This window comes from Arthrobacter sp. P1_B3, from assembly GCF_056406615.1.
In genome coordinates, this window is sequence record NZ_JBFTZV010000007.1 from 29153 (window position 1) to 55304 (window position 26152).

Genomic DNA, 26152 nt, shown 5'->3' on the forward strand with positions numbered 1-26152 from the left:
GGCATCCGGCCCGCTGTGTCAGTGCCGCTGTGTCAGTACCGGCTTCGGTAGTGCGGAGCGGGGAGCAGCTAGATCGCTGCCGAACCGCGCTCTCCCGTGCGGACCCTGACAGCCTCGAACACATCCATCGTCCAGACCTTGCCGTCGCCGGCCCGGCCGGTGTTCGAACTGGCGATGATGACATCCAGGATGTCGTCCGCCTGTTCGTCGGTGGCCAGGACTTCTACCCGGATCTTGGGCAGGAGGTCCACGTTGTACTCGGCCCCGCGGTACACCTCGGTGTAGCCGCGCTGCCGGCCGTAGCCGCTGGCCGCGCTGACCGTGAGGCCCTGCACGCCGTAGGCCTCCAGGCCCTCGCGAATAGCCTCAAGCTTTTCCGGACGGACGATTGCCGTGATCAGTTTCATGCCCCCACACTTTCCTTACCCGTTGCGTTCTGCTTGCCGTTGGACGCGGCGTCCACCGGCACTTCGGCGACTGCCGCTTCGCCCATCGGCTTGCCGGTGATCAGTTCGTGCAGCGGCTGGAAACTGCCGCCGTGCCCGCCGACGCCGAACTCGTAGGCGGTCTCTGCGTGCAGGCTCAGGTCCACGCCGACGACTTCCTGTTCCTGGGAGACACGGAAGCCCATGAGCTTGTGGACCGGGAAGGCGATGATGAACGTCATCACGGCGGTGAAGACGATGGCCATCAGTGCCGCGAGGCTCTGGGCGACCAGCTGCGTGGTGCCGCCGCCGTAGAACAGGCCCGCAGCGCCCTGGGTCGGGGTGGCGAGGAAGCCGATTGCCACAGTCCCGATAACACCGGCGACGAGGTGGACGCCGACGACGTCGAGCGAGTCGTCGTAGCCGAACTTGAACTTCAGGCCGACGGCGAGCGCGGAGGCCACACCGGCAGCGACGCCGAGGGCGATCGCACCCAGCGGGGAGACGTTGGCGCAAGCCGGGGTGATGGCGACCAGGCCGGCCACCACGCCGGAGGCGGCACCGAGGGAGGTCGGGTGGCCGTCGCGGAAGCGTTCCACCGCGAGCCAGCCGAGCATGGCGGCGGCCGGGGCGGCCAGGGTGTTGATCCAGATCAGGCCGGCCTGCTCCACAGTGGCAGCGGCACCGGCGTTGAAGCCGAACCAGCCGAACCACAGGATTGCAGCGCCGAGCATGACGAACGGAATGTTGTGCGGGCGGTGGTTCGGGTCCTTGCCGAAGCCCTTGCGGTTACCGATGATCAGGACCAGGATCAGGCCCGCGACACCGGCGTTGATGTGGACCACGGTGCCGCCGGCGAAGTCGATGACCGGCGCGAACGTCTGGCCGAACCAGCCACTGGCGGAGAAGAGTCCGCCGCCCCAGACCATGAAGGCCAGCGGCGCGTAGACGAGGGTGGCCCAGATGGGGGTGAAGACCACCCAGGCGGAGAACTTGGCGCGGTCGGCGACCGCGCCGGAGATCAGGGCCACCGTGATGATGGCGAAGGTGGCCGCGTAGCCAACCTTGAGCAGATCAGCCGGTTCGGTGAAGCCGTGCAGGCCAAAGTGGCTGAACGGGTTGGCGAAGATCTGGTAGAAGTTGTCTTCGTTGCTGGTGGCCATCGAGGCGCCCCACAGGACCCACATGATGCTCACGGTTCCAATGGCGACGAAGCTCATCATCATCATGTTCAAGGCCGACTTGGCGCGAGTCATGCCGCCGTAGAAGAATGCCAGGCCCGGGGTCATGAACAGCACGAGTGCCGCGGCGACCAGGAGCCAAACGAGACCTGCGGTGAGTTCCATGGTCTACGTCCTCTCTTGCAATAGGTGCGGAGTAGTCCGCCGGTCCCAACGCATTATTTGCGTTCTACATCGAGTTTCGCGGGGCCGTGTTTCGCTGGCGGAGGATTTACATTGCCGGGTTGTTACAAGAACCTCCCGGACGTAAATGGTGCATCTCACACTTGTTACGGTTATGTTTCATCGAATCAATTCCGCGCTTGAAGGACCCCGCCGCCAGCCGGCCCCGCATCTGCCCAAGGACGAACGCATCATGAGCAAAACCTCCCGCCCCGGCGGCGAAGCCGCAGCCAAGGCGCCCGCGCCGGCCCCGGGGCGTTCCCGGCTGCCGCGGGACATCAAGGTGATGCTGGTGGCGGCCTTCCTGATCGCGATCGGCTTTGGCCTCGTCGCACCGGTGCTTCCCCAGTTCGCCACCACGTTCGACGTCGGCGCGACGGCGGCAGCCGTGATCGTGAGCATCTTCGCGTTCATGCGGCTCGTTTTCGCCCCGGCGGGCGGCGCCCTGATCGTGAAGCTGGGCGAACGGCCCGTCTACGTGGCCGGGCTGCTGATCGTGGCTGCGTCGACGGCCGCCTGCGCTTTCGCCCAGGACTACTGGCAATTGCTGGTCTTCCGGGGCCTGGGCGGGGCCGGTTCGGTGATGTTCACTGTGGCGTCCATGGCACTCGTGGTCCGGCTCGCGCCGCCGGAAAGCCGCGGCCGGGTCTCGGGGGCCTATGCCTCCGCCTTCCTGATCGGAAACGTCTGCGGCCCGATCGTCGGCGGGCTGCTCGCCAATTTCGGCCTGCGGGTGCCGTTCCTGGCCTACGCGGCGGCCCTGGTGCTGGCGGCCCTCGTGGTGCAGACCCAGCTCAGCCATGTCCCGGCCGCCGCCCGGCAGCCCGGCGCCACGGCTCCGGCGATGGAACTCCGCGACGCGCTGCGGGACAGCGCCTACCGGGCCGGCCTGTTTTCGAGCTTTGCCAACGGCTGGGCCACCTTCGGGGTGCGGATGGCCACAGTGCCGCTCTTCGCCGTCGTGGCGCTCGGCGCGGGTCCGGAATCGGCCGGTTGGGCCCTGGCGGTTTTCGCGGGCGGAAACGCGGTGGCGCTGACGTTCTCCGGCCGGCTCGCGGACAGCCTTGGCCGCAAGCCGCTCCTACTCGCCGGGCTGCTGGTCACTGGCACTGCCACGGCGGCCATCGGATTCACGCACCAGCTGCCCTGGTTCCTGCTCGCCTCCGCTTGCGCCGGGATCGGTTCCGGCCTGCTGGGACCGGCCCAGCAGGCCGCGATCGCCGATGTGATCGGCAACGAGCGCTCCGGTGGCCGCGTCCTGGCCGTCTTCCAGATGGCCTCAGACAGCGGCGCGATCGTCGGGCCGGTGGTGGCAGGGCTGCTGGCGGACCGCCTGGGCTACGGCTGGGCCTTCGGGGTCACCGGCGGCATGCTGTTGGCCGCCGCCGCAGTGTGGTTGCCGGCCCGCGAAACGTTCGCCCGGCCGGCAGCAAAGAGCGCCTGACCTGCGGCGTTGCCGCCGCCGGTCCGCCGCGCGTGCAGTCCTGTCAATGACCTTGTCCAGGCCCCTCCCCGGACCTGGCCCGGGACCGTGACCGGGACCCCGTTCAGGACCTACCGGTCAGCGCAGGCCGTCACCCTTGGCTAAGCTGGGGGCACGTGCCACAATCTTCCGGAGGTAATCCCCCATGGCCAGATTCGACTCTTCCCTAGGAAAAGCCGATAGCCCCGACCCCGCCGATCCAACGAACACGGGGAAAAGAAAGCGCGCACGGATGGTTGCCGGCGCCGGAATCGTCGCCGTCGTCGCAGCAACGGCCGTCCTGATTCCCCTCGCGCTCGGCTCCCCGACGCCGGCCCCGCCGGCCGCTTCCAAGACCGCCCAGTCGGCGGCACCGGCGCCCACCGCGGCTGAGGTGGGCCCCCCTGTCACCTATTACGCGCAGCCGGGCCCGCCGGCCGGGTCACCGCTGGAGAAGGTTGAGCCCCTCAACGTCGACGTCTCCAACGACCTCGTGGGCACCTCCCTGAACAAGGGCCTGACCGGAATCTCCCTCGAGGCCACGGATCTGGCCGATCCGGACCTCAGCAGCGACAACGCGTCGATGGTCAAGCTCCTGACGGAGATCGACCAGCCCGTCCTGCGCTTCGGCGGCAACGCCGTGGACCGCCGCTTCTTCTGGACCTCCACCGGCGAGGGTGTCCCCTCCGACTACAAGGGAGACAAGACCCACCCGGTCAAGGCCGTGGGCCCGGCAGACCTTGCCCGGCTCAAGACCCTGCTTGAGGCCGGCGACGCCAAGGTCAGCCTCACGGTGGACCTGGGCCACTACAACCCGGCCCGGGCAGCGGACATGGTCAAAAACGCCTCGGAGATCTTCGGCGACCGGCTGCTCAGCATCACGGTGGGCAACGAGCCCAACGGCTTCGTCTTCAACGACGTCAAGACCGGCAGTGGCTACAGCCTGGAGCAGTACGTCCGGGAACTGAAGGACTACGCCAACGCGATCTATGCCGTGGCCCCCAACGTGCCCATCTCCGGCCCGGGCGCCTACGACCAGAAGTGGTGGCAGCCCTTCGTCGATGCGGACATCCCGCAGAAGAAGATCCTGACGTTCCACAACTACCCGCTCTACAGCTGTGACGGCAGTGATCCCAAGGGCTCGCCCACCATTGCCAACCTGATGAGCCAACTGATGCACGACCGTGCCGCCGACTACCAGCAGTCTGCCCTCAAGGTCGGCCAGGCAGCGGGCCTGGAGACCTGGCTCCCGGAGACCGGGATCGCGGCCTGCCYGGGCTCGAACGAGACCTCGCGCACGCATGCCTCGGCGCTGTGGGCGGCTGATTATGCCCTCAACGCCGCCCAGCTGGGCATTACCCGGATCGGTTTCCACAGCTCGCTGCTCACATGCAAGGGCGGCCCGCCCCTGTCCGCCATCTGCAGTGCCGGCGCCTACCCGTTCGGCAACGGCCAGATGTCCGGCCGTGCCAACTTCTTCGGCATCTCCATGGTGGCCGAGCTCGAGGCCGGCAAGTTCATGAAACTGAACAGCGCAGGAGGCGGGCTGGCCTTCAGCTACGCGCTGCAGAACGCGGACGGCAGCACGAGTGTCGTGATCGTGAATGAAAACGACCCCGAAAAGGCCGCGCAGACTCTCGTCACCCTGAACCTGCCGGGCAGGCCGGTAACCGGGACCATGACGCAGCTCAGCGGCCCCAGCTACTCAGCCGAGGACCAGACCGTCATCGACGGCGCCAAGACCGAGCCCAAGCCCCTCGCCCAGCGCGCCACGGTTCCCGGCTTCGCGTACAAGTCCCCGGCGCAGCAGTTCAAGCTGACCGCCGGAACAGTGACGGTCCTGAACTTCAAGTACTAGCCGCTTGACGTACTAGCCCGTCCCAGCGGCAAAAGAGAGTGCCCCGGTCCTGTCCGTCGGTTCCAGCGGTCATTGCAACACCCAGAATTCTTGGGAGTTGCAATGACCGTGTCGTGTTTAACGAAGATTTCTCAAGCCACTGCCTCAGTCGACGACTTCGCGCCGGGAGAGGCGCACCTCCTCAATGTCCAGGTCGGCCTGCACTTGGCGGAGCACGGTGTCGTCGATCCGGCGTTCGTCGCGGAGCCGGACGACGGATGCTCGTTTGCGGGCGAGCAGCCTCAGGCGCAGGGCGGCAGAAAGACCAGCAGCACAACCTCCGGGGGCAGGTGGACTTCCCGGAGCGAGGGGAGGAATCCGGCTTCTGCCGCTGTGGCGTCGCCGTAGGCGGAGCCCTGGGTGAAGATGACCGCATCGATGCCGGCGACCGCGTCCGCGAGAGTCGCCGCCCGGGTCAGCTCGCCCACAACCTTCAGTGCGGCGGCGTCGAACCGGCCTGCGCGGGATGCGCCGCGCACGAGAGCCCGCCGAGTGTTGCCGCGGGGGGACCTGCCAGTACGTGGATCAACGGGCACTTCCTCACCCGGGTGATGCGCGATTAGCTGGATAGAGAGGCGCATGAGAGTGGGCGGGCCAGAACGGCCCTGTACCTCCCGTCGGCTTTCCGACGCTGGTCCCGGACCACACCGGCCCGCCGGCGCCGTCACCCGGGTTCACACGAACCGCTCCCGTTCCCCCACACGAAAATCTGGTGTCTCGACAAGCCGCACACCAGCAGAAGGAAACACAGAATATGAACAAGGAAACTGCAGTCCTCATCGGCACCGGCAGCATTGGTCTCGCGATCGTCCGACGCGCCGGCGTCGGCCGCACCATCCTGCTGGCCGATTACAACGAGACGACCATGACTACTGTCGCCGAGCAGCTCCGAAACGAAGGCTACGACGTGGCTACCCAGGTCACCGACGTCTCCGACCGCGCCGCGGTGGCCGCTCTGGCCGACGCGGCCGCGGCGATGGGACCGGTCACCCGCGTGGTGCACGCAGCCGGCGTCTCACCCGTTCAGGCGACGACTCAGAGGGTCCTGGAAGTCGACCTGCTCGGCACCGCGCTCGTCCTCGAAGAATTCGGCCGCGTCATCGCGTCCGGGGGCTCCGGCGTCGTCATCTCCAGCATGGCCGGTCACATGGGCGACGGATTTCCGCACGAGGTCGAGCGTGCGTGGGCCTTCACCCCGGCGTCGGACCTGCTGGCCCTGGCGTCCTTGGCGCCCGCGGCAGCGGGGACCTCCCGGGATGCGTACATCCTGGCCAAGCGTGCCAATACGGTGCGCGTGCAGGCCGCGGCTGTCACCTGGGGAGAGCGCGGAGCACGCGTTAATTCAATAAGTCCCGGCATTATCTCCACGCCGCTGGCCCAGGAAGAAATGGCCGGTCCTGACGGCGACGGCTACCGCCACATGATCGCGACGTCGGCTGCCGGGCGCATCGGCACCCCCACCGACGTCGCCGAAGCGGGAGCCCTCCTGCTGGGGCCAGAGGGCGGCTTCATCACCGGAGCCGACCTCCTGATCGATGGCGGCGTCATCGCCGCCATGCGCGCGGAAGAGGCGCGGCAGAGTTAAGCGGCAGAGTTAAGCGGCAGAGTTAACAGGACGCAGCGGCCCGGAGGATCCGTAGACGAGCACGTCGCCCCGGAACTCAATGCCCGCCCACGCAAAACGCCCGGCTGGGATTCCCCAGCCGGGCGTTGGCGTGATCGTGTCAGTTCAGCAGTGCGTCCACGAATCCTTCGGCGTCGAACGGTGCGAGGTCGTCCGCGCCTTCGCCCAGGCCGATCAGCTTGACCGGGACGCCGAGGGACTTCTGGATGGCGACGACGATCCCGCCCTTGGCGGTGCCGTCCAGCTTGGTCAGGACGATCCCGGTGATGTTCACGACCTCGGAGAACACCCGGGCCTGGTTGAGTCCGTTCTGGCCGGTGGTGGCGTCCAGGACCAGCAGCACCTCGTCCACCTCGGCAAGCTTCTCGATGACCCGCTTGACCTTGCTGAGCTCGTCCATGAGGCCCACCTTGTTCTGCAGGCGCCCCGCGGTGTCGATCATGACGACGTCGACTTCCTGGTCGATGCCGGCCTGGACCGCTTCGTAGGCCACCGAGGCCGGGTCCGCGCCGTGGACGTCGGACTTGACGGTGGGGACCCCGACGCGCTGGCCCCACGTGGCGAGCTGTTCGGAGGCCGCGGCGCGGAAGGTGTCGGCGGCGCCCAGCAGCACGTCCTTGTCCTCGGCCACGAGCACGCGGGCGAGCTTGCCCACGGTGGTGGTCTTGCCGACGCCGTTCACGCCGACCACCAGCACGACGGCGGGCTTGTCGGCGTGGCGCTGGACGTTCAGGCTGCGGTCCATGGTGGGGTCCACGAGCTTGATGAGTTCCTCGCGGAGCAGGGCCTTGACGTGCTCGGGGTCCCGGGTGCCGATCACCTTGACGCGTTCGCGGAGCGCGTCCACGAGCTGCATGGTCGGTTCGGTGCCGAGGTCGGCCAGCAGGAGGGTTTCCTCGACTTCATCCCAGACGTTTTCGTCGATCTTGTCGGCCGAGAGCAGGGCCAGCAGGCCTTTGCCCAGGACGTTGTTGGACTTGACCAGCCGCTCGCGCAGCCGGGCGAGGCGTCCGGCCACCGGCAGCGGGGTTTCCACCGGCACAGTTTCCAGGCCGGCGGCGTTGTCCGGCACCTCGACCGCTGGTTGTTCGAGCTCGACGGCGTCCGGCGAGGTTCTTGCCGGTGCCGGCGCCGACGCGGGACGGTCCTCCACAAGGGTTCCGGCTCCCGGGGCCTGCACGGGGTCGTTTGCGTCACGCGTGCCTGAATAGGTCTTGGCGTTCTTCCGGGTCTTCATGAGCACCGGGATCAGCACACCAATGACCACCAGGACAGCGAGAATGGGCAGAATAATGGGGAGGATGTCGTTCACTCCCCTAGCTTCTCACAAACCCCAAATGGGCCGTGGCCAGCGTTTTCGTTACACCCGGGCCGCCGCCCCGCCCAGATCTCCGCTGTCTAGACCTCCGCGCCCAGCCGCTGGCTGATCACCGTGGAGACGCCGTCGCCGCGCATTGTGACGCCGTAGAGGGCGTCGGCGACTTCCATGGTGCGCTTCTGGTGCGTGATGACAATCAGCTGGCTGGATTCGCGGAGCTCTTCGAAGATGGTGATGAGCCTGCCCAGGTTGGTGTCATCGAGCGCGGCCTCGACCTCGTCCATGACGTAGAAGGGCGAGGGCCGTGCCTTGAAGATCGCCACCAGCAGCGCCACCGCCGTCAGGGAACGCTCGCCGCCGGAGAGCAGCGAGAGCCGCTTGATTTTCTTGCCGGCAGGGCGGGCTTCCACTTCGATCCCGGTGGTGAGCATGTCGGAGGGGTCCGTCAGGACCAGCCGGCCCTCGCCGCCGGGAAACAGCCGGGCGAAAACGCGGACAAACTGCCGCGAGGTGTCTTCGAATGCCTCGGCGAAGACCTTCTGGACGCGGTCGTCGACTTCCTTGATGATGTCCAGCAGGTCCCTGCGGCTGGACTTCAGGTCCTCGAGCTGGGTGCTGAGGAACTGGTGGCGCTCCTCGAGCGCGGCGAACTCCTCGAGCGCCAGCGGGTTGACCTTGCCGAGGGCCGCAAGGTCGCGTTCGGCGCGTTTGAGCCGTTTTTCCTGCTCCGCCCGGACGAAGGGCTTGCCCTCGGAAATCTCGCGGCCGGCCTCGTCCACCGGGGCGCGCAGGGCGGCCCATTTGTCCGCCGAGTCCTCGGCCGGCACCGGAACGGGCCGGTCCGGACCGTAATCGGCCACGAGTTGCTCTGCGGTCAGGCCGAGCTCCTCCACGCTCTTCAGTTCCAGGGCCTCAATCCGAAGCCTCTGCTGGGTGCGGGCGAGCTCGTCGCGGTGCACGGAGTCGGTGAGCTCGGCCAGTTCGCGGGCCAGGGCGTCGTTGCCGCTGCGGACCCCGGCAAGCTCACGGTCCATCGCGTCCCTGCGTTCCTCGGCGCTGTCCCGCTCCCGGCGGGCCAGCTCCACGGAGACGTCGATGAACCCGATGATGTGCTGCACGGCGACGGCGACGGCGGCGGCGCGCCGGGCCTGGAGCCGGCGGCGGCGGGCGCGTTCCGCGGCTTCCTCGCGGGCGCGGCGTTCGGTGGCGGCGGCCCGTTCCAGCGAGGCCGCCCGGTTGCGGGTGGCCGTGAGCTGTTCCTCGGCGCTGCGCAGGGCGAGCCTGGCTTCCATCTCGGCCGTGCGGGCCAGCGAGGCGGCCAGGGCCAGGGCGTCGCGGCGCTCCGGGGAGGGTTCCTGCTCCGCGGGGGCTTCGGTGGCCGCGGCGAGCCGTGCCGCCACCGCTTCCAGGGCATCTTGTTCGCTGACAATCTGGGCCTCGGCCCTGGCCAGGGACGCGGCCAGGCGCTCACTTTCCCCGACGGCGCTGCGCAGCACCGCGTTCAGATGGCCCAGGCGTTCGGCGACGGCCGCGAGTTTCGCGTCGGAGTCGTGGAGTTTTGCGAGGGCCGCGTCCGCCCGGTCCTGGGCTTCGGCGCGCCGGGTCCGGGCGGCGGAGAGGGCGAAGCGGTTGCGTTCGAGCCCGGCGGTGACGGCGGCCAGCCTCGCGGCGGCGTCGTCAACGGCGGCCTGGACTTCCAGCAGCGACGGCGCCGACGCGGAACCGCCGGTCACGGTCAGCACAGTAAAGACGTCCCCGGCCCGGGTCACGGCGGTGAGCCCGGGGCTCGCGGCGATCAGCTGCGCCGCGGCATCCAGATCCTCGACGACGGCGACGCCGGCCAGCAGGGCAGCCAGCGGCAGGCCGGCAGCGTCCGGACCCGCAGCCGAAACCAGCTCCGCGGCCCAGCGCGCGCCCGCGGGAAGCGTGCTCCCGCCGGCTAATGCATCGGCCGACAGCGCACCGGCCAACAGCGGCGAGGGCCCGGCCGGAACGCCGGCGAGCAGCAGCGCGGCGCGGCCGGCGTCGTCCTCGCGCAGCAGCCGCACGGCGGCGGCGGCCGTCTCCTGGTCCCGGACCACCACGGCGTCGGACGCGCTGCCGAGTGCGGCGGCGACGGCGGCCTCGAATCCGGCCTCCACGGTGATCATGGACGCCAAGGGTCCCAGCACTCCGGCGGCCAGGACCCCTGCGGCGGCGCCGAGCACGTGCCCGGAGCCGTCCTTGCGGTTCAGGCCGAGCTGGAGGGCATCGCGGCGGGCCATGAGGGCGCCGCGTTCCCGCTCGCCGTCGCGCTCGGCCGCCTTCAGGGCGTCAATTTCGGCGATGACCGTGTCGAGGGCAACGCTTGCGGCCTCGTAGTCGGCGTCGAGCGATTCCTCGCCGTCCTCGACGCCAGCCACCTGCGTCTCCAGGGCTGTGAACTCACTGTGCGCGTGCCGGCGGCGTTCCTCGCCGGCCTTTTGCGATTCGCGGAGGCGTCCGAGCTCGGACTGGGCCGACTCGACACGGGAGCGTGCCGCGCCGACCTGCCCTGCGAGCTTTGCCAGGCCTTCACGACGGTCCGCGGCGGCCCGGAGCAGGGCCGCGAGCCGCTTGTCCTCGGCGGCGGCGGCCTGTTCGGCCTTATGCTTGGCGGCTGTCGCGGCGGCCAGGGCCTCCGTCCGGTCCAGGATCTGCCGTTCCAGGCCGGCCTGCTCGTCGCGGACGCGGGCGGCCTGCTGCTCCAGCTGGTCCGGATCCCGGCCGGTGTCCGGCACCACGTCCGCTGCGCCGAGCAGCCGGCGGCGCTCCTCGGCGAGCGAGCCGAGCGAGCGGAGCCGTTCGCGCCCGGTGGAGAGCGAGTACCAGTTCTCCCGCGCCGCGTTCAGCGTTGGCGTGGCCTCGGCGGCGAGCCGTTCGAGGACCGCCTGGCGCTGCCGTCCAGCCTCGAGGTCGCGTTCGACGACGCCGCGGCGGGCCTTGAGCGCCGATTCATCCGCGACGTCCTTGGCCAGCGCGGACTGCAGCTGGACGAGGTCGTCCGCCAGGAGGCGTGAGCGGGCGTCGCGGACCTCGAACTGGACGCTCTGGGCGCGCCGGGCAACTTCGGCCTGCTTTCCCAGCGGGGTCAGTTGCCGCCGGATTTCGCCGGTGAGATCGCTGAGCCGGGACAGGTTGGCCTGCATGGCCTCGAGTTTGCGGACCGTCTTTTCCTTGCGGCGGCGGTGTTTGAGGATGCCGGCGGCCTCTTCGATGAAGCCGCGCCGATCCTCGGGGGTGGCGTGCAGGACCTTGTCCAGCTGGCCCTGGCCCACAATCACGTGCATCTCGCGGCCAAGGCCGGAGTCGGAGAGCAGCTCCTGGATATCGAGCAGCCGGCAGCCGGCGCCGTTGATGGCGTATTCCGAGCCGCCGGTCCGGAACAGGGTCCGCGAGATCGTCACCTCGCTGTATTCGATCGGCAGGGCGCCGTCGCTGTTGTCGATGGTCAGCGAGACATGGGCCCGGCCCAGGGGCGGCCGGCCCGAGGTGCCCGCGAAGATCACGTCCTCCATCTTGCCGCCGCGGAGGGTTTTGGCGCCCTGTTCGCCCATGACCCACGCCAGCGCGTCCACGACGTTGGATTTGCCCGAACCGTTGGGGCCCACCACGGCGGTGACGCCCGGTTCGAATTCAAATGTCGTCGCTGAGGCGAACGACTTGAATCCCCGGACGGTCAGACTCTTCAGATGCAAGGTGCTTCGGCTCTCTTCGGTGGCGGCAGCGGGTGCTTTCCAGCCCTAAATCTACCTGTGTTACCGCGGAAGTCCGGGGATTTAGCGGCCGCCCAAGCTTACCACCGGCCGTTCCGGGGGCGGGGCTGGCAGACGGGACAGGTGTACGAGGAACGGTTCATGAACTGTTCCCGCCTCAGCAGGCTGACCCGGCCGGCGGCCGCGCAGCGCTTGCATTCCTGGCCCTCCCGGCCGTAGGCGTTCAGGGAGCGGTCAAAGTACCCGGAGGCGCCGTTGACGTTGACGTAGAGCGAATCGAAGCTTGTGCCTCCGGCGGCCAGCGCATCCGTCATGACCTCGCGGGCAGCGTCGAGGAGCCGCAGCGCGTCGGCACGGCGCAGGGTGTCGGTGGGCCGGGCATAGTGCAGCTGCGCCTTCCAGAGGGCCTCGTCAGCGTAGATGTTGCCGATCCCGGAGACCAGGCCCTGGTCCAGCAGCGCCCGCTTGAGCCCGGTCTTGCGTGCCCGCAGGCGCCGGTAGAAGGCCTCGAAGGAAAACCAGGGGTCCAGCGGGTCCCGGGCAATGTGCGAGGCTTCCTCGGCGATGAGCGGCAGCGGTGTTTCGGCGAGGCCGCCTGGGCCGCCGTCGTCAGTGGGGATCAGCGAGGTGAGGAACAGGCCGCCGAAGATGCGCTGGTCCACGAACCGGAGCTGTGCGGGCATGCCGTCAGCGGGGCTGAGCCGCAGCCTGACCTTGAGGTGTTTTTCGTCCGGAACGCCGGGGTCCTGCATCAGCAGCTGGCCGGACATGCCCAGGTGGGCCATGAGTGCGACGGCGGGGGCTGGCTCTGCGCCCGGGACCGGCTCCCCAGACAGGACACTGCTCCCGGACGGGGCGGGCGTGTCCGCCAGCGGCATCCAGAGGAATTTGCCGCGGCGGACCACGTCCAGCACCCGGGCACCCTCAAGGTTGCCGGCAAAGTCTTCCGGCCCCAGGGCGTGCCGGCGCAGGGAGCGCGGGTCCAGCACATCGACAGAGGTGATGGTCCGGCCCCGCACCCAGCTCACCAGGCCGCGCCGGACCACCTCGACCTCGGGCAGTTCAGGCAACGCGGCCGCCTAGCTGCCGGTCTGGGGCTGCAGCTGTTGCGGATCAGGCGTGGAGGGGGCGGTCAGCCGGCGCCAGGCATCGGCGGCGGCTTCCTGCTCGGCTTCCTTCTTGGAGTTGCCGGTGCCGGTGCCATAGTCGGTTCCACCGATCCGCAGCACTGCCTCGAATGTCCGGGCATGGTCCGGCCCGGAGCCGTCAACGGCGTAGTTGATGGTTCCGAGCTGCCGGCTGGCCGCCAGCTCCTGGATACTCGTCTTCCAGTCGGTACCGGCGCCGAGGGCGGCGGCGTCCTTCAACAGCGGGCCGACCAGCCGCATGACCAGCTGCCGGGCCGTCTCGATGTCGTTGGAGACGTAGGTGGCGCCGATCAGCGCCTCCATGGTGTCCGCCAGGATGGACGCCTTGTTCTTGCCCTCGGTGAGCTTCTCGCCCTGTCCGAGGTAGATGTATTCGCCCAGCCCGATGCTGCGGCCGATGCCGGCCAGCGCCCGGGTGCTGACGACGGCGGAGCGGCGCTTGGCCAGGTCGCCTTCGGGCAGCGTGGGGTTGTCACGGTACAGCGCGTCCGTCACGGAGAAGCCCAGGATGGAGTCGCCCAGGAACTCGAGCCGTTCGTTGGTGGGAATGCCGCCGTTTTCGTAGGCGTAGGAACGGTGTGTGAGCGCAAGACGAAGCGTCCCGGCGTCAATAGTGACACCGAGACGCTTCAGAAGCTCTTCAGTTGAAGACATCTTTTTCAGCCTGTCGGCGGATTAGACGTCTGCGACCTTGCGGCCCTTGTATTCAAGGAACAGCGCGGTGCCAGCCGAGTCGGTAACGACCTTTGCCTGGTGCGGCAGGCTGTAAACAACCTGGCCGTTCTCTACGGTCTTCACCAGGTGGGGGGCAGTTGCCTTCCACTGGGAGCGGCGGGCGCGGGTATTCGAGCGAGACATTTTCCGCTTCGGGACAGCCACGGCTAACTCATTTCTCTCTAGAAAAACACTTACAAATCAGTTTTGCCGGTCAGGCTTAGCCAAGTCAGCCAGGGCGGCCCAGCGAGGATCTACGACCTCGTGGTGATGCCCCGGCTCGTCTTCCAGGCGTACTCCACATTCGGAGCAAAGGCCCTGGCAGTCTTCCCGGCACACCGGCTGGAACGGCAGTATGGTGACAACTGCGTCCCGCAACACCGGCTCAAGATCGATCAGATCGTGCTCGACTCGACGTTGCTCTTCTTCGTCTTCCTCGTCGGAGAACACAGCGTCCTCGTAGAAGAAAAGTTCTTGCACATCGACCTCTTGGTCATACGCAAGGGGATCCAGGCATCGGCCGCATTCGCCAGTTACTTCAACGAGCGCGGTTCCTGATACCAGAATTCCTTCGTGTACGGCCTCAAGCCGCAGGTCCAGCTCGATATCCGAGCCTTCCTGCACGCCAATGAGCGCCACACCAAGATCACTTGGCGCGGGTACATGTTCCGTCAGCGTTCGCATGCTTCCCGGACTGCGTCCGAGGTCCTTGACGTCGAACGCCAAGGGCGAACTAGCATCTCGTTTAATGAGAACTCCTGTTGAACATATGACCGACGTACTATCTTAGCCTGAACTTCCGGACGGACTCAAACCGGGGCACGCCGGCGGTTCACACCACAAGCGGCCTTGGATTCGGGCCACGCAACCGGCAGCAGGCCGCCGAGTACCGGTCAAGCTTACACTTTGCGCGCCCGGTTCTGGACCGGCTCGCCCGGAGCCAGCCGTTTCAGCACGGACCGGGGAACAAAGTCCGAGACGTCCCCGCCGAGGGCGAAGACCTCTTTGATGAGGGTGGAGGACAGGTGCAGGTAGTGGCTTTCCGCGGGCAGGAACACCGTCTCGACGCCGGTCAGCTGCCGGTTCATCGTGGCCATCGGCAGTTCGTAGTCGAAGTCCGAGGACGAGCGCAAGCCCTTGACGATCGCGGACACGCCACGCTGGCGGCAGTACTCGGCCAGCAGCCCCTCCCCCACGGGTTCCACCACGATGCCGCGCAGGGACGCAAACGTTTCCTGGGCCATGTCGATCCGCTCCTCCAGGGTGAAGCGGTACTTCTTGGTGTAGTTCGTGGACACGGCCACGATCACCTCGTCGAAGAGGCCCGCGGCACGCGCGATGACTTCCAGGTGTCCATTGTGAATGGGGTCAAAAGAGCCAGGGCAAACAGCGCGTCTCATGCTCCGAACCTACCGTATCCGCGCCGCAGGCCGGGATAACATGGCTGAATGTCCCAGCTCCCTCCCCAGTTCCCGTGGCAGCGCGCCGCAACCGGCGCCAACCTGCTCTCCCCCGACGGTTCGCTGGGCGTCACGATCTTCGAGGAGATGACCACCCTTGCGCTCAGCACGGGCGCCATCAACCTCGGCCAGGGCTTCCCGGACGAGGACGGCCCCGTCGAGATCAAGGAGGCCGCCCAGGCCGCCATCGCCGCCGGCGCCAACCAGTATGCGCCCGGCAAGGGCATCCTGCCGCTGCGGGAGGCGATCGCAGTCCATCAGGAGCGGTTCTACGGGCTCACCCCCGATCCCCAGACCGAGATCATCGTCACCACCGGCGCCACAGAGGCCATCGCCGCCTCGCTGCTCGCGCTGGTCGGTCCGGGAGACGAGGTGCTCACGTTTGAGCCGTTCTACGACTCCTACGGCGCCATCATCGGGCTCGCCGGCGCCACGCACGTTACCGCCCCGCTCCTGGCCCCGGATTTTATGCCGGACCTGGCCGCGCTCGAGGCCGCGTTCAATAACCGCACCAAGGTGGTGCTGGTCAACAATCCGCACAACCCGACCGGCGCGGTGTTCCCCCGCGAGGTGCTTGCGCGCGTCGTCGAACTGGCCGCGAAATACGACGCCGTCATCATCACCGACGAAGTGTACGAGCACTTGACCTTCGGTGTGCAGCACATCCCGCTGGCCACCCTGCCCGGTGCCGCCGAGCGCACGCTGACTATTTCCTCGGCCGGGAAGACGTTCTCCTTCACCGGCTGGAAGATCGGCTGGCTCTCCGGGCCGGAGCACCTCGTGGCCGCCGCCCGGACCGTCAAGCAGTTCCTGAGCTACAGTTCCGGCACGCCCTTCCAGGCCGCGATCGCGGTGGGGCTGGGGCTCCCGGACGAGTTCTACGCCGGCATTGCCGACACGCTCCGGTACAAGCGCGACGTCCTCAGCGAGGGACTCCGCGCAGCCGGCCTGGACGTCCTGACGCCGCAGGGCACTTACTTCGTGAACGTGGACACCTCTCCGCTGGGGATCACCGATTCCGTGGAGCTGGCCCGCAGGCTCCCGGCCCTGGTGGGCGTCGCCGCGATCCCGGTGCCGGTCTTCTGCCACGCCGAGGGCGCCGAGCGCACCCGCAGCCTGCTCCGCTTCGCTTTCTGCAAGCAGCTGCACGTGCTGGAAGAGGCGGCCGAGCGGCTGGCGACCTTGCGCGACAGGCTTTGAGCATGGCCGGGCAGCCACCCGGAGCCTCGCGGTTCCTGCGGACCACCGGGCAGCATGCCACGATCGAACCGGATCCCTTTACCGACGGCGGCGTCGTGCTGAGCATCGGCGGCGCCGAGCAGTCCCACGTCAACCTGGCTGATCCCGCGGACATCTTCTACGAGTACCTGCGCAGGATCGGGCATGTGGTGGACCTCGCCGCCCCGTGGGGCGAGCCCATCAGCGCCCTGCACCTGGGCGCGGGCGCCCTGACGCTGGCCCGCTACATCCAGGCCACCCGGCCCGGCTCGGTCCAGTATGCGGTTGAGCTGGAGCGGGAACTGCTGGACTTCGTGCTGGCGCAGCTGCCCCTGCCGGAGGGAACGCAGCTGCACACGGTGATCGGCGACGCCCGCGACGCCCTCGCCGGGCTTCCGGCGGAACTGCGCTTCGACGTCGTGATCCTGGACATCTTCTCGGGGCCCGAGGCGCCCGAACACATCGCGTGCACCGAGTTCTACCAGGAGGCGGCCGCCCGGCTGACACCGCGCGGGGTCTTGATTGTCAACGTGGGCGACGAACCCGGGCTGACCCTGGTCCGGAGCCAGGCCGCGGCCATGCGCCGGGCCATGGCCGACGTCTCGGCCTTCGCCGAGGCCGGCATGTTCACCGGCCGGTACCCCGGGAACATCATCCTGACCGGGACGCAGGGCCCGTGGCCGTCGGTCTGGACGGCGGCCCTCACGGCGCGCGGTCCGCATCCGGCCAGGCTGCTCGCCGGCGTCGAACTGGACGTGCTCGCCGGTTAGTCCCCGACCTCTAAATCCACGCCGTCCACGGATTCGACCCCGGTTTCCACGGCTTCCACACCGGGCTCGGCGAACCACAGCCGGGTTTCGCCGTACTTCTTCTCGGCAAACCGTTCCATGCCCTCGGGCCATGCCGGCTCGGGGGTCCGGGATGAGCGTTCCACCACCACGACGGCCCCCTCGCCCAGGTGCGGCACCAGCTTGGCCAGCACGGCAGCCAGGGCCGGCTCGTCCAGGGGGTAGGGCGGGTCCAGAAACACCAGGTCCCAGCGCGCGGCCTCAGCGGTCCGGTCCAGGAAGGATTCGACCTTGGAACGGTGCACGGAGACCACCTTGCGGCCCGTGACGGTGTTGACCAGGTCCGCGTTGCGCTGGCAGACGGCGCTGGCCTTGGCATCGAACTCGACCAGATCCACAGAGTCGGCGCCGCGGCTGCCGCTCTCCACACCCAGCGAGCCGGATCCCGCGTACAAATCCAGCACACGCGCACCGGCAATGACATCGAAGGCGTCCAGCCGGGAGAACAGCGCTTCCTTGACCCGGTCCGTCGTGGGCCGCGTCAGGCTCCCGGGGACGCTGGTCAGCGTCGTTCCGCCGGCCGCGCCCGAGATGATACGGCTCATGGGCGCGCCACCGTCGGCGCCTGGATTCTGTTAGCCGCGTTCAAGGAACGCCTCCTTCTCGGGGTTCAAATATTCGTCGATCGCGGCCGCGAGCCCGGGCTGGCCCGCCAGTGAGGGATCGGCGGCCACGATCCGCTGGGCGTCCTGCCGGGCCCGGGCGATCACGTCCTCGTGTTCCAGGACGCGCAGCAGCTTAAGGGTGGAGCGCCCGCCGGACTGCGAGGCACCCAGGATGTCGCCTTCGCGGCGCAGCTTGAGGTCCTCCTGGGACAGTTCGAAGCCGTCGGTGGTGGCCGCCACGGCATCGAGCCGGCGCCGGCTCGGATGGCCCGGCTCCAGGGTGGTGACCAGCAGGCAGGTCCCGGGCAGCCCGCCGCGGCCCACCCGGCCGCGCAGCTGGTGGAGCTGGGAGATGCCAAAGCGGTCCGCGTCCAGAATGACCATGAGCGTGGCGTTGTGCACGTCCACGCCGACTTCAATCACGGTGGTGGAGACGAGCACTTTGGTCTGATTGGCCGTGAAGGAGGCCATGGTCTCGGACTTCAGCACCGGGTCCTGCCGGCCGTGCAGCGGCGCCACAGCCACCCCGGCGAGGGCCGGCTCGTCCTGGAGGTGCTCCACGACACCGGTGACGGAGGCGAGTTCGCGTGAGCCGTTCTCGCCTTCGAGGTCCGCGGCGGACGGTTCGGCCTCGCCCGGGGTGAAGTCGCCGTCGTCGTCCGCGCCGATCTTGGGGCAGACCACGTAGACCTGGTGCCCGGCGTCGATCTCCTCCCGCGAACGGGACCAGATGCGCGTGGCCCACCCCGGGTGTTCCGCGAGTCCCACCACATGCGTGGAGATCGGGGCGCGGCCGGCGGGGAGCTCATCCAGCACGGAGGTTTCGAGGTCTCCGAACACGGTCATGGCCACAGTCCGGGGAATCGGCGTGGCGGTCATGACCAGCAGGTGCGGCGGTTTGCTGGCCTTGGCCCGGAGGGCGTCGCGCTGTTCAACGCCGAAGCGGTGCTGCTCGTCCACCACAATCAGGCCGAGGTCGTAGAAGGACACGTTCTCGCTCAGCAGAGCGTGGGTGCCGATCACGATTCCCGCCGTTCCGGAGGCCGCGTCCAGCATGGCCTGCCTCCGCGCCGCGGTGGGCATGGAACCGGTGAGGAGGGTGACCTGGACCGCGTCCGGGCCGAACCCGCCGAGCATCCCGTCCCGGGAAAGCGGTCCGAGCGTGCGCCGGATGGATTCATAGTGCTGGGCGGCGAGGACCTCCGTGGGGGCCAGCAGGGCAGCCTGTCCCCCGGCGTCCACCACCTGCAGCATGGCGCGCAGGGCCACGATCGTCTTGCCGGAGCCCACCTCGCCCTGGAGCAGCCGGTTCATTGGCGAGTCCTGGGCGAGCTCGTCGGAGAGCGTCTTGCCGACGGCGGCCTGGCCGGCGGTCAGCGTGAACGGCAACTGGCGGTCGAACGCGGGCAGCAGCCCGTCCAGTGCCGGACGGCGGGCCGTTGCTTCCTCGGCGGCGAGTTGGGCACGGCGGCGGGCCAGGGCCGACTGGAGCACCAGGGCTTCCTGGTAGCGGAACCTGTCGCGGGCGCGCTGGAAGTCCGCCGGGGTTTGCGGGGCGTGGATCAGCCGGTACGCGTCGGCGACCGGCAGGAACTTCTCCCGCGCCGCGATCTCCGCCGGCAGCGGGTCACCGAGGGTTTCGAGCTCCACGGTGTCCAGCAGCGTCGAGATGACCTTCTGGATGGACCAGCTGGTGAGCTTGGCCGTGGCCGGGTACACCGGGATCGGCATGGCGGCGAGCTTCTCCGGGTCGATGCCGGGGGTGTCGGGGTCCTCGTCGAGCAGCAGGAAATCGGGGTTGGTCAGGCCGAGGGATCCGCCGTAGCGGGTGACCTTGCCGGAAAACATGGCGCGCCGGCCCGGCTGCAGCTCAGCCTTGGCCCGGAACCCGTTGAAAAAGCTGACCTTGAGCGTGCCCGGCAGCCTGCCGCCGGCGTCGTCGGAGATCACGACGTCGGTGAGGGAGCCGCGCCGGGCGCGCATGGGCCGGGTGCTGTTGGAGACCACCCGGGCGATCAGCGTCACTTCCTCGTCMAGAGGAACCTCGCTGATGGGTGTCAGCTCGCCGCGGCTGAGGTAGCGGCGGGGGAAGTAGTTCAGGAGCCCGCCGACAGTGGTGATGCCGAGGTGTTTTTCGATGACAGCCGCGGAGCGCTTGCCGATGCGGCGTTCCAGGCCCAGTTCAAGTTCAGCGTGCATGTCCGTCGGGGTTTCGGGTTTCGGCGGCAATTGCGGGCGCATCGAAGGCGGCAACAGTGGCGGCCCGCGGGTCCGGATCGCGCGGCACGGCGAGCTCGCTCACGGAAATTTCCGTGGGCTCACCCAGGGAACGGATCAGCGCGACGGCGGGTTCGGCATCCAGGACGTGGACGTGGACGCGCCAGCGGTAGTGCCCGGCGGCGTCCGCAGCGCCGCCGACCTGGCTCATGATCACCGAGTCGCCCATTTCGTCGAGCCGTTGGCGCATCATGGCGGCGTCCAGCGGGGACAGGGAAATGGTGCACATGACTTCGACGCCTTCGTCGCGCGGCATGCCGACGTGGATATGCGGGTCCTGGACGTCGTAGCCGTGCAGGCCGTCCAGCAGTTCGCTCTGGAGCTCCTCGCCCAGCACGGCGGAGCGGAGGCAGTCCAGGATCAGGAGCATGCCCACACCGCCGGCGTCCACGACGTGGGCGGCATGCAGGGCATCGAGCTGGTCCTCCGTGCGCACCACGGCGGCCAGGGCTGCCTCGACGGCAGCATCCAGGGCCAGGCCGAGGGTCTGGTTGCTGTCATCGCCGTCGTGCGCGGAGTCGACGGCGGCCGCGGCCCGGGCGGCGGCTTCCATGACGGAGAGCATGGTGCCCGGCACGGGATCACTCAGCGCGGACCAGGCCCGGATCTGGGCCCGGTTCAGGGCCGCGGCCAGCAGCGGTGAGCTGATCCGGGTGTGCCCGGCCAGCGGTTCGGCGGCGGCGGCGAGGAAGACGGCAAACAGGGTTCCCGAGTTGCCGCGGGCCTGTTCCATGGCCACCTGGCCGGCCTGCGCCAGGACGGCGCCGACGTCGTGCGGGTTCGCGGCGGCGTGCGTGGACTGGCCAGTGGCCGTGCCACTGTCGACGACGGCGTCCGCGGCGTGGGCCGCGGCGCGGACGGTCAGGTAGAGGTTGGTGCCGGTGTCGCCGTCGGCCACGGGAAAGATGTTGATGGCGTTCAGGCGGTCGCTATGGTTGCCGAGCGTGGTTTCCGCCTTGCCCAACCACCGCTTCATCGCTTGCGCGTTGGCGGCAATCTTAGTCTGCAAAGTGATCCCATCCCACAGCGTCAGCGGGCCTGCCCGCGATCGTTACTCCCGTGCTTTCGGTTGGTGCAGGGGCCTCTACCGAGCCTATCGCAGTGAACCCGGGAGGGAGTTGAACCCCTGCGGGGAAAGTGGCCAGCAGTCCGTGGTCTTCGCCGCCGCCGAGGACCCAGGACATCGGGTCTGCTCCCAACAGCTCCGACGCCGGCAGCAGCGCAACGGCCAGCTCCTTCAGGGCGGCGGCTTCCAGGTTCAGCACCGCGTGGCTCGCGGCCGCCATGCGGTTTCCGTCCCGGACCAGGCCGTCCGAAATGTCCATCATGGCCGACGCGCCGGCCTCACGCGCCAACGGGCCGGCCGCGAGCGGCGGCTGCGGGCGGCACTGGGTGTCCATGAGGGAGCGCTGCCCGGCGGTCAGATCCCCCATGGGGACGTCCGACTCCAGCAGCGCCAGCCCGGCTGCGGCCCGGCCCACTGTTCCAGCCAAGGCCACGGTGTCTCCCGGCCGGGCCCCGGAACGCAGCACGGGCGCCATGCCGTCAAGGGTCCCCAGGATGGCCACGCTGACTGCCAGTTCGCGGCCGCGGCCGAGGTCGCCGCCGGCCACGGCGCAGACCGGAGCGCCCAGCTCCCTGATCCCGGCCATGAGGCCGTCCGCGAAATCCTCCACCCAGGACACAAGGGTCTCAGGCGGCATCGTCAGGCTGACCACAAGTGACGTGGCCCGGGCGCCCATGGCATTGATGTCGCTGAGGTTTTGCGCCGCGGCCTTCCAGCCGACGTCGTACCCGCTGGTGCGGTAGCCGTTGTTCCATTCCAGCCGGAAGTCCTGGTCCGCCACCTGGGTGTCGATGCTCAGCACGGTCCGACCGTCCGGCGCGGCGACAATCGCTGCGTCGTCCCCCGGGCCCAGCAGCAGGTACGTCGCCGCAGCCGGGCCGCCGGTGGGCTCAGCGTTGGTGAGCCGCGGGAAGATGCGCGCCAGCAACTGGGACTCCGAGAGCCCGGCAACGGTCAATGCGGTGTCCGCCCGCAGGGGTTGGGGCACGGCAGTAACAGGGACAGGAGTTGCAGGCACAGGAGAGTCAGGCACAGTTTCAGGCACAGCCCTACGCTACCGCGAGGGGAGTTAGTACGTAGCCTTGAGGCAGCCGAAGTGGGTGTTGCCGGACGACAGCCCTGCTACGCCCAGACCCCACGCGCACACGGTGTATACGCCGCGTCTGGTCACCGGAATGACAATCCGGTAGCCGTGGTTGCCGCTGATCTTCATAACCGAGTTGACGTCCGCCCTGTACCGGCTGGCCACATAGGCGGTGCCTTTCGTGGTGCCGTCGGGGGACGTGACGTAGAGGTGGACGGGAATGTTCGCCCGGGTCATGCCGGGGTCCACTCCCCAGCCGCTGGCCACCAGCGCCGATCCCGTTCCGCCCAACTGGACCTTGACGGACTCCAGGTAACCGATCGGCGCGGGGGTGGCCGCAACGCGCACGGTGGTGCAGCCCAGGAGGCTGTTGCCCAACGGGAAGATGCTGACGGCAATTCCGTAGGCGCAGATCTTGTAGCTGCCCGGCGTCTTGACGGGCAGCGCCACCCGGTAGCCGTGGTTTCCGGTGGTCCCCATGACCTGATTGACGTCCGCGCGCGCCCGGTTGGCCGTGTAGGCGGAGCTCCTGGTCACTCCGTTAGGGTCGGTGACGTAGAGGTGTACCGGGATGGAGGCTGCCGGCGTTCCGGGGTCCAGGCTCCATCCGCTGACCGTGATGGTCGCCGTCGGCGCGTCCGTCTTGACGACGGTGCTCTCCAGGAAGCCGGCCGGCGCCGGTGTTGCCCGCGGCGTCAGGGATTTGCAGCCCAGGAGGCTGTTGCCCTGGCTCAGCGGGGTGACGGCCAGGCCGTAGGCGCACACTTTGTACTGTCCGCTCATGGTCACGGGGATGTCCGAGGTGAAGCCGTGGTTTCCGGTCACGGACATCACCGTGTTGACGTCAGGGCGGCTCTTGTTGGCGGTGATGGCCTTCGTCGTCGCCTTGCCCGCCGGATCCGTCACGTACAGGTGGACCGGGATGGACGCGGTGGGCGTCCCGGGATCGTAGCTCCAGCCCGTCGCCCGCAGAACTGTCACCCCGCTGACCCTGGTGAGTGCCATCGACTCGAGGTAACCGGCCGTGGGCGCCGACCCGGCCAGGGTCAGGGACCGGCAGCCCAGATCCACGGTTTCGACACTGCCCAGGGCGTACACGCAGACCTTATATACGCCGGCGGTGGTCAGGTTGAAGGAGCGGCTGAACCCGTGGTTGCCGGTCACCTGCATGATCTGGTTGACGTCCGGGCGGGCCTGATTGGCCGCCACGGCGTAGCCCGTGGCACTACCGCCGGGCGGCGTCACATAGATGTGGACCGTGGACGATTCTGAGGACTTGGCGGAGTCGTAGGCCCAGCCGGCGACGTGCAGGCGGGCCGTGGTGCCGGACTTGGTGATGGCCATGGACTCGACGTAACCCTTGGCGGGCGCCCCGGGCGGGCGGATGGTTACGGTGGCCGAGGTGTCGCTGACCGAATCGATGCTCACCTTTGTACCGGCGTGCGTGCTAAACGTCTGCCCGGCCTGCCAGGCCTGGGTGTTGCTGTAGTAGCCGTTGAAAGCGGTTGCGCGGGTATCGTGCGGGAGCAGGATCGAGGAGTTTCCTCCGCCCTGCTGGGTGATCTTCACGCCGCGGTTTCCGGCCTGCGCAATCACCGCGTCATAGCCCACGGCAGTCCGGAGCTCGAGGTAGTACACCTCGCCGGACTTCGGATCCGTGAACTTCACCGCACGGTTCGCGTCGTCGCCGGCCCAGGGTTTGAGCGTCACCCGGCGGGGTCCGGACACGGTGCCGAGGTTGGTGATTTCGTTCCCGTTGCCGAACCGGCCCATCTCCCACAGGCTGGCGCTGATTTCCGGCATCATGTCCCAGTGCGAGATCCCCATCAGGTCCAGGTTGTCGCCGTAGGTCTTGATGCTGCAAGTGGGATCGGCAAACCCGGCGAAGGGTCCGGAGGCCACGTCCATGGCCCCGCTGCCGCACACCAGGCTGTTGGCGTGGTCCATGCCCAGGGCATGCCCGAACTCATGGGTCAGCACGGGGGTGGTCAGCCGGCTGTTCTGCGGCATCAGGATGCGCCCGCCTGTGGTGCCGTTGCTGTAGGTCATGCCGGCGGTGCCGTTGCTCAGGTACGCGCCCGGGATGAAGATCACCAGGGCGGTGTAGGAGCTCTGCGTCCAGCCCAGTTCCTGGGAAACTGTCTCCACGATCTGCGCCGGCGACTGAGTGGACTTCGCGGCGGACCTGTGTAGATGGCGTGAGGAGGTCAGGGCGATGTCCACGCGGCTCGAGGTGGCGTGTGCCCAGTAGCGGTTGGCCGCGCTGAGCGAGGCCTTCGCCGCGGCCATCGGCACTGCCGCGTCCGTCTCGGCTGCCGATTTGTCGGCCAGCTGCACCGTCACGAGGGTGGTCTTCAAGGTCCCCGCCATGGGCGCGCTCACGTAGGTGTATTCGCTCCTGGCCCTGTTGGCCGGCGGCTCGGGCCGGACAAAGTCATCCACCACCTGCCCCTGGGGGCTCGGGTCCGACACCGCCGGGATGGCACCGGCGGACACCTGCGCGGCGGTCGGTACCTCTACAGCGGCCCCAGCGGCCTGGGGCAAGTATGCTGCCAGCATCACGGCGGCAATCACGGTTGCCGCTATGTTCAGTTTTCGCATAAATTGCTCGCTTAGGGTGGGACCTCAGGCGGTGACCTGTTGGTGGGAGCGACGGAAGATGCCTATAGCATAAACGCCAATTCCCGTCTGTCACCCCAATAACTTTGATCCCTTGAATCACAACTGCATCACGCATTGTTATTGCCAAGTTTTTGCGCAGGACCGACACACCATTTCGCCACCTGAAAACCGCGTGCCAAACTCTAAGCCGTGCCTTCTTCCGTCGCCGCGGTGAATACCGCCACCCGCAGGGTGCTCGCCTTCGCCGTCGGCGGCCTCCTGCTGTGGCTCATCATCGCCGTTCAACTCTTCGTCAACGTGGATCCGCTCAGCGTGCACCGGACGGACGCCATCATCATGCTGGGCGGCGCGGCCACCGAACGCCTTCCCGTGGCCCGTCAGATCCAGTCCGAATCTCACATTCCGGTCCTGGTGATCTCGCACACGGACACGTTAGGCAACCGTGCGGCGGATGAGGCATGCAATTCAGCTGCCTTTCCGAACCCAACCGTCATCTGCTTCCGGCCCCCGGACCTGGACACGAGGGGGGAAGCGCGGGCTATCTCCCGGCTGATCGAGGCCAACGGCTGGAAGTCCGTCACGGTTGTGACCTCCAGCTACCACATCACCCGTGCGGGGCGGCTGATCGGACAGTGCACGACGGCGGATGTACAGATGGTTGCCTCGCATCCGGACCTGGATCCAGGCCAATGGATCCGGCGGTTTGTGGTCGAAACCGGAGGCCTATTGGACGTTTCCCTCAGGCCCGAATGCGTCAATCAGTGAGCGGAAATGTAACAATTGAACCTCATCCGGTTGAACTGGTCAGCCGGTTCGGGCATCTGACCGACGCGAGGAGGACATGCTGGAACACTCTCCCGACGGCCCTCCGACGCTGGTGGCCGCACCACGACACCTGCGCCGGCGGCGCATGCACACGGAGATCCCGGACGCCCTCCTGGTGCCCGGAGCGGAGCCGCTTCCGCTCACGGATCCGCCGGCCGAGGCGCCGGCTGCCGACGGCCAGGACGCTGCAACTCAGGCTGCCGACGGCCAGGACGCTGCAACTCAGGCTGCCGACGGCCAGGACGCTGCAAGCCAGGCTGCCGCAATCCAGGAAAAAGAATCCCAGCRGCTCGTCCGTGACATGCAGAAACGGCGCAAACGGCGGGTGGCCCTCCTGTTCGTTCTCTTTGTCGCCATCGCCGTGCCGGCAATCGTGCTGGCCCTGCTGCTCGGCTGAATCCGAGCCATTAACTCTTCCAACC

The 26152-nt window shown here is 68.2% G+C and carries 22 protein-coding genes; 7 read left to right on the forward strand and 15 right to left on the reverse strand.

Annotated elements, in window-relative coordinates:
- Nucleotides 1-68: 68 nt before the first annotated feature.
- Nucleotides 69-407 (reverse strand): P-II family nitrogen regulator, encoded by a 339-nt coding sequence (locus AC1D2F_RS10260; protein WP_028276847.1) that lies wholly within the window; start codon nt 405-407, stop codon nt 69-71.
- Complete coding sequence (locus AC1D2F_RS10265) at nt 404-1771, reverse strand: ammonium transporter (protein ID WP_476966668.1); 1368 nt, start codon at nt 1769-1771, stop codon at nt 404-406. Before AC1D2F_RS10265 ends, AC1D2F_RS10260 begins: the two co-directional genes overlap by 4 nt.
- Before the next feature lie 250 nt (nt 1772-2021).
- Between AC1D2F_RS10265 and AC1D2F_RS10270 the strand changes: the two genes are divergently transcribed.
- Both AC1D2F_RS10270 and AC1D2F_RS10275 read left to right on the forward strand, forming a co-directional pair.
- Nucleotides 2022-3272, forward strand: coding sequence for an MFS transporter (locus AC1D2F_RS10270; RefSeq protein ID WP_229992670.1), 1251 nt, complete (start codon nt 2022-2024; stop codon nt 3270-3272).
- Nucleotides 3273-3543: 271 nt separating this feature from the next.
- Entirely contained in the window at nt 3544-5148 is a 1605-nt protein-coding gene (locus AC1D2F_RS10275; protein ID WP_476966669.1) for a hypothetical protein, read from the forward strand.
- A gap of 281 nt (nt 5149-5429) precedes the next feature.
- Here the strand turns inward: AC1D2F_RS10275 and AC1D2F_RS10280 are convergent, their stop codons facing one another.
- On the reverse strand, nt 5430-5666 hold the full coding sequence (locus tag AC1D2F_RS10280; protein ID WP_229992672.1) for a Rossmann-fold NAD(P)-binding domain-containing protein: 237 nt from the start codon (nt 5664-5666) through the stop codon (nt 5430-5432).
- 275 nt (nt 5667-5941) lie between these two features.
- Between AC1D2F_RS10280 and AC1D2F_RS10285 the strand changes: the two genes are divergently transcribed.
- A complete protein-coding gene (locus tag AC1D2F_RS10285; RefSeq protein WP_229992673.1) occupies nt 5942-6772 on the forward strand; it encodes an SDR family oxidoreductase in 831 nt (276 codons plus the stop codon).
- A gap of 139 nt (nt 6773-6911) precedes the next feature.
- Here the strand turns inward: AC1D2F_RS10285 and ftsY are convergent, their stop codons facing one another.
- From ftsY to coaD, 7 genes are all read right to left on the reverse strand, one after another.
- Nucleotides 6912-8123: a signal recognition particle-docking protein FtsY gene (gene ftsY / locus AC1D2F_RS10290; protein ID WP_364747975.1), complete on the reverse strand. Its 1212-nt coding sequence runs from the start codon at nt 8121-8123 to the stop codon at nt 6912-6914.
- Between the two features lie 86 nt (nt 8124-8209).
- Nucleotides 8210-11845: a chromosome segregation protein SMC gene (gene smc, locus AC1D2F_RS10295; protein ID WP_229992675.1), complete on the reverse strand. Its 3636-nt coding sequence runs from the start codon at nt 11843-11845 to the stop codon at nt 8210-8212.
- Between the two features lie 98 nt (nt 11846-11943).
- Entirely contained in the window at nt 11944-12933 is a 990-nt protein-coding gene (gene mutM, locus AC1D2F_RS10300; protein ID WP_364747978.1) for a bifunctional DNA-formamidopyrimidine glycosylase/DNA-(apurinic or apyrimidinic site) lyase, read from the reverse strand.
- A gap of 9 nt (nt 12934-12942) precedes the next feature.
- The gene (gene rnc, locus AC1D2F_RS10305; protein WP_229992677.1) at nt 12943-13665 is read right to left on the reverse strand and encodes a ribonuclease III; all 723 of its coding nucleotides are present in this window, start codon (nt 13663-13665) and stop codon (nt 12943-12945) included.
- A gap of 21 nt (nt 13666-13686) precedes the next feature.
- Complete coding sequence (gene rpmF, locus AC1D2F_RS10310) at nt 13687-13890, reverse strand: 50S ribosomal protein L32 (RefSeq protein WP_056738282.1); 204 nt, start codon at nt 13888-13890, stop codon at nt 13687-13689.
- Nucleotides 13891-13926: 36 nt separating this feature from the next.
- Entirely contained in the window at nt 13927-14451 is a 525-nt protein-coding gene (locus tag AC1D2F_RS10315) for a YceD family protein (protein ID WP_229992678.1), read from the reverse strand.
- A 173-nt stretch (nt 14452-14624) separates the two neighbouring features.
- The gene (gene coaD, locus AC1D2F_RS10320) at nt 14625-15125 is read right to left on the reverse strand and encodes a pantetheine-phosphate adenylyltransferase (RefSeq protein ID WP_229992679.1); all 501 of its coding nucleotides are present in this window, start codon (nt 15123-15125) and stop codon (nt 14625-14627) included.
- Nucleotides 15126-15173: 48 nt separating this feature from the next.
- Here coaD and AC1D2F_RS10325 point away from each other — a divergent pair, with 48 nt between their 5' ends.
- Nucleotides 15174-16385: an aminotransferase class I/II-fold pyridoxal phosphate-dependent enzyme gene (locus AC1D2F_RS10325; RefSeq protein WP_229992680.1), complete on the forward strand. Its 1212-nt coding sequence runs from the start codon at nt 15174-15176 to the stop codon at nt 16383-16385.
- Between the two features lie 2 nt (nt 16386-16387).
- Entirely contained in the window at nt 16388-17173 is a 786-nt protein-coding gene (locus tag AC1D2F_RS10330; RefSeq protein ID WP_229992681.1) for a spermidine synthase, read from the forward strand.
- Here the strand turns inward: AC1D2F_RS10330 and rsmD are convergent.
- From rsmD to AC1D2F_RS10355, 5 genes are all read right to left on the reverse strand, one after another.
- Nucleotides 17170-17796, reverse strand: a complete 627-nt coding sequence (rsmD, locus tag AC1D2F_RS10335) for a 16S rRNA (guanine(966)-N(2))-methyltransferase RsmD (protein WP_229992682.1) — start codon at nt 17794-17796, stop codon at nt 17170-17172. The genes AC1D2F_RS10330 and rsmD overlap by 4 nt on opposite strands.
- Before the next feature lie 30 nt (nt 17797-17826).
- Nucleotides 17827-20055 carry an ATP-dependent DNA helicase RecG gene (locus AC1D2F_RS10340; protein WP_229992683.1) on the reverse strand — a complete coding sequence of 743 codons (2229 nt, stop codon included), beginning with the start codon at nt 20053-20055 and terminating at the stop codon, nt 17827-17829.
- Complete coding sequence (locus tag AC1D2F_RS10345; protein ID WP_229992717.1) at nt 20045-21109, reverse strand: DAK2 domain-containing protein; 1065 nt, start codon at nt 21107-21109, stop codon at nt 20045-20047. Before AC1D2F_RS10345 ends, AC1D2F_RS10340 begins: the two co-directional genes overlap by 11 nt.
- Nucleotides 21110-21131: 22 nt before the next feature.
- Nucleotides 21132-22187, reverse strand: a complete 1056-nt coding sequence (gene thiL, locus AC1D2F_RS10350) for a thiamine-phosphate kinase (protein WP_476966670.1) — start codon at nt 22185-22187, stop codon at nt 21132-21134.
- Between the two features lie 81 nt (nt 22188-22268).
- On the reverse strand, nt 22269-24884 hold the full coding sequence (locus tag AC1D2F_RS10355; RefSeq protein ID WP_476966671.1) for a hypothetical protein: 2616 nt from the start codon (nt 24882-24884) through the stop codon (nt 22269-22271).
- A 210-nt stretch (nt 24885-25094) separates the two neighbouring features.
- Between AC1D2F_RS10355 and AC1D2F_RS10360 the strand changes: the two genes are divergently transcribed.
- Nucleotides 25095-25670: a YdcF family protein gene (locus AC1D2F_RS10360; protein ID WP_229992686.1), complete on the forward strand. Its 576-nt coding sequence runs from the start codon at nt 25095-25097 to the stop codon at nt 25668-25670.
- Nucleotides 25671-25746: 76 nt separating this feature from the next.
- Nucleotides 25747-26127 carry a hypothetical protein gene (locus AC1D2F_RS10365; RefSeq protein ID WP_476966672.1) on the forward strand — a complete coding sequence of 127 codons (381 nt, stop codon included), beginning with the start codon at nt 25747-25749 and terminating at the stop codon, nt 26125-26127.
- The last annotated feature ends 25 nt before the right edge of the window (nt 26128-26152 follow it).

Excerpts from the sequence above, each read along its gene's own strand:
- AC1D2F_RS10260 (WP_028276847.1), bottom strand. The coding sequence starts at position 407 with ATGAAACTGATCACGGCAATCGTCCGTCCGGAAAAGCTTGAGGCTATT.
- AC1D2F_RS10265 (WP_476966668.1), bottom strand. The coding sequence starts at position 1,771 with ATGGAACTCACCGCAGGTCTCGTTTGGCTCCTGGTCGCCGCGGCACTC.
- AC1D2F_RS10270 (WP_229992670.1), top strand. The coding sequence starts at position 2,022 with ATGAGCAAAACCTCCCGCCCCGGCGGCGAAGCCGCAGCCAAGGCGCCC.
- AC1D2F_RS10285 (WP_229992673.1), top strand. The coding sequence starts at position 5,942 with ATGAACAAGGAAACTGCAGTCCTCATCGGCACCGGCAGCATTGGTCTC.
- rnc (WP_229992677.1), bottom strand. The coding sequence starts at position 13,665 with ATGTCTTCAACTGAAGAGCTTCTGAAGCGTCTCGGTGTCACTATTGAC.
- coaD (WP_229992679.1), bottom strand. The coding sequence starts at position 15,125 with ATGAGACGCGCTGTTTGCCCTGGCTCTTTTGACCCCATTCACAATGGA.
- AC1D2F_RS10325 (WP_229992680.1), top strand. The coding sequence starts at position 15,174 with ATGTCCCAGCTCCCTCCCCAGTTCCCGTGGCAGCGCGCCGCAACCGGC.
- AC1D2F_RS10330 (WP_229992681.1), top strand. The coding sequence starts at position 16,388 with ATGGCCGGGCAGCCACCCGGAGCCTCGCGGTTCCTGCGGACCACCGGG.
- rsmD (WP_229992682.1), bottom strand. The coding sequence starts at position 17,796 with ATGAGCCGTATCATCTCGGGCGCGGCCGGCGGAACGACGCTGACCAGC.
- AC1D2F_RS10345 (WP_229992717.1), bottom strand. The coding sequence starts at position 21,109 with ATGAAGCGGTGGTTGGGCAAGGCGGAAACCACGCTCGGCAACCATAGC.
- AC1D2F_RS10355 (WP_476966671.1), bottom strand. The coding sequence starts at position 24,884 with ATGCGAAAACTGAACATAGCGGCAACCGTGATTGCCGCCGTGATGCTG.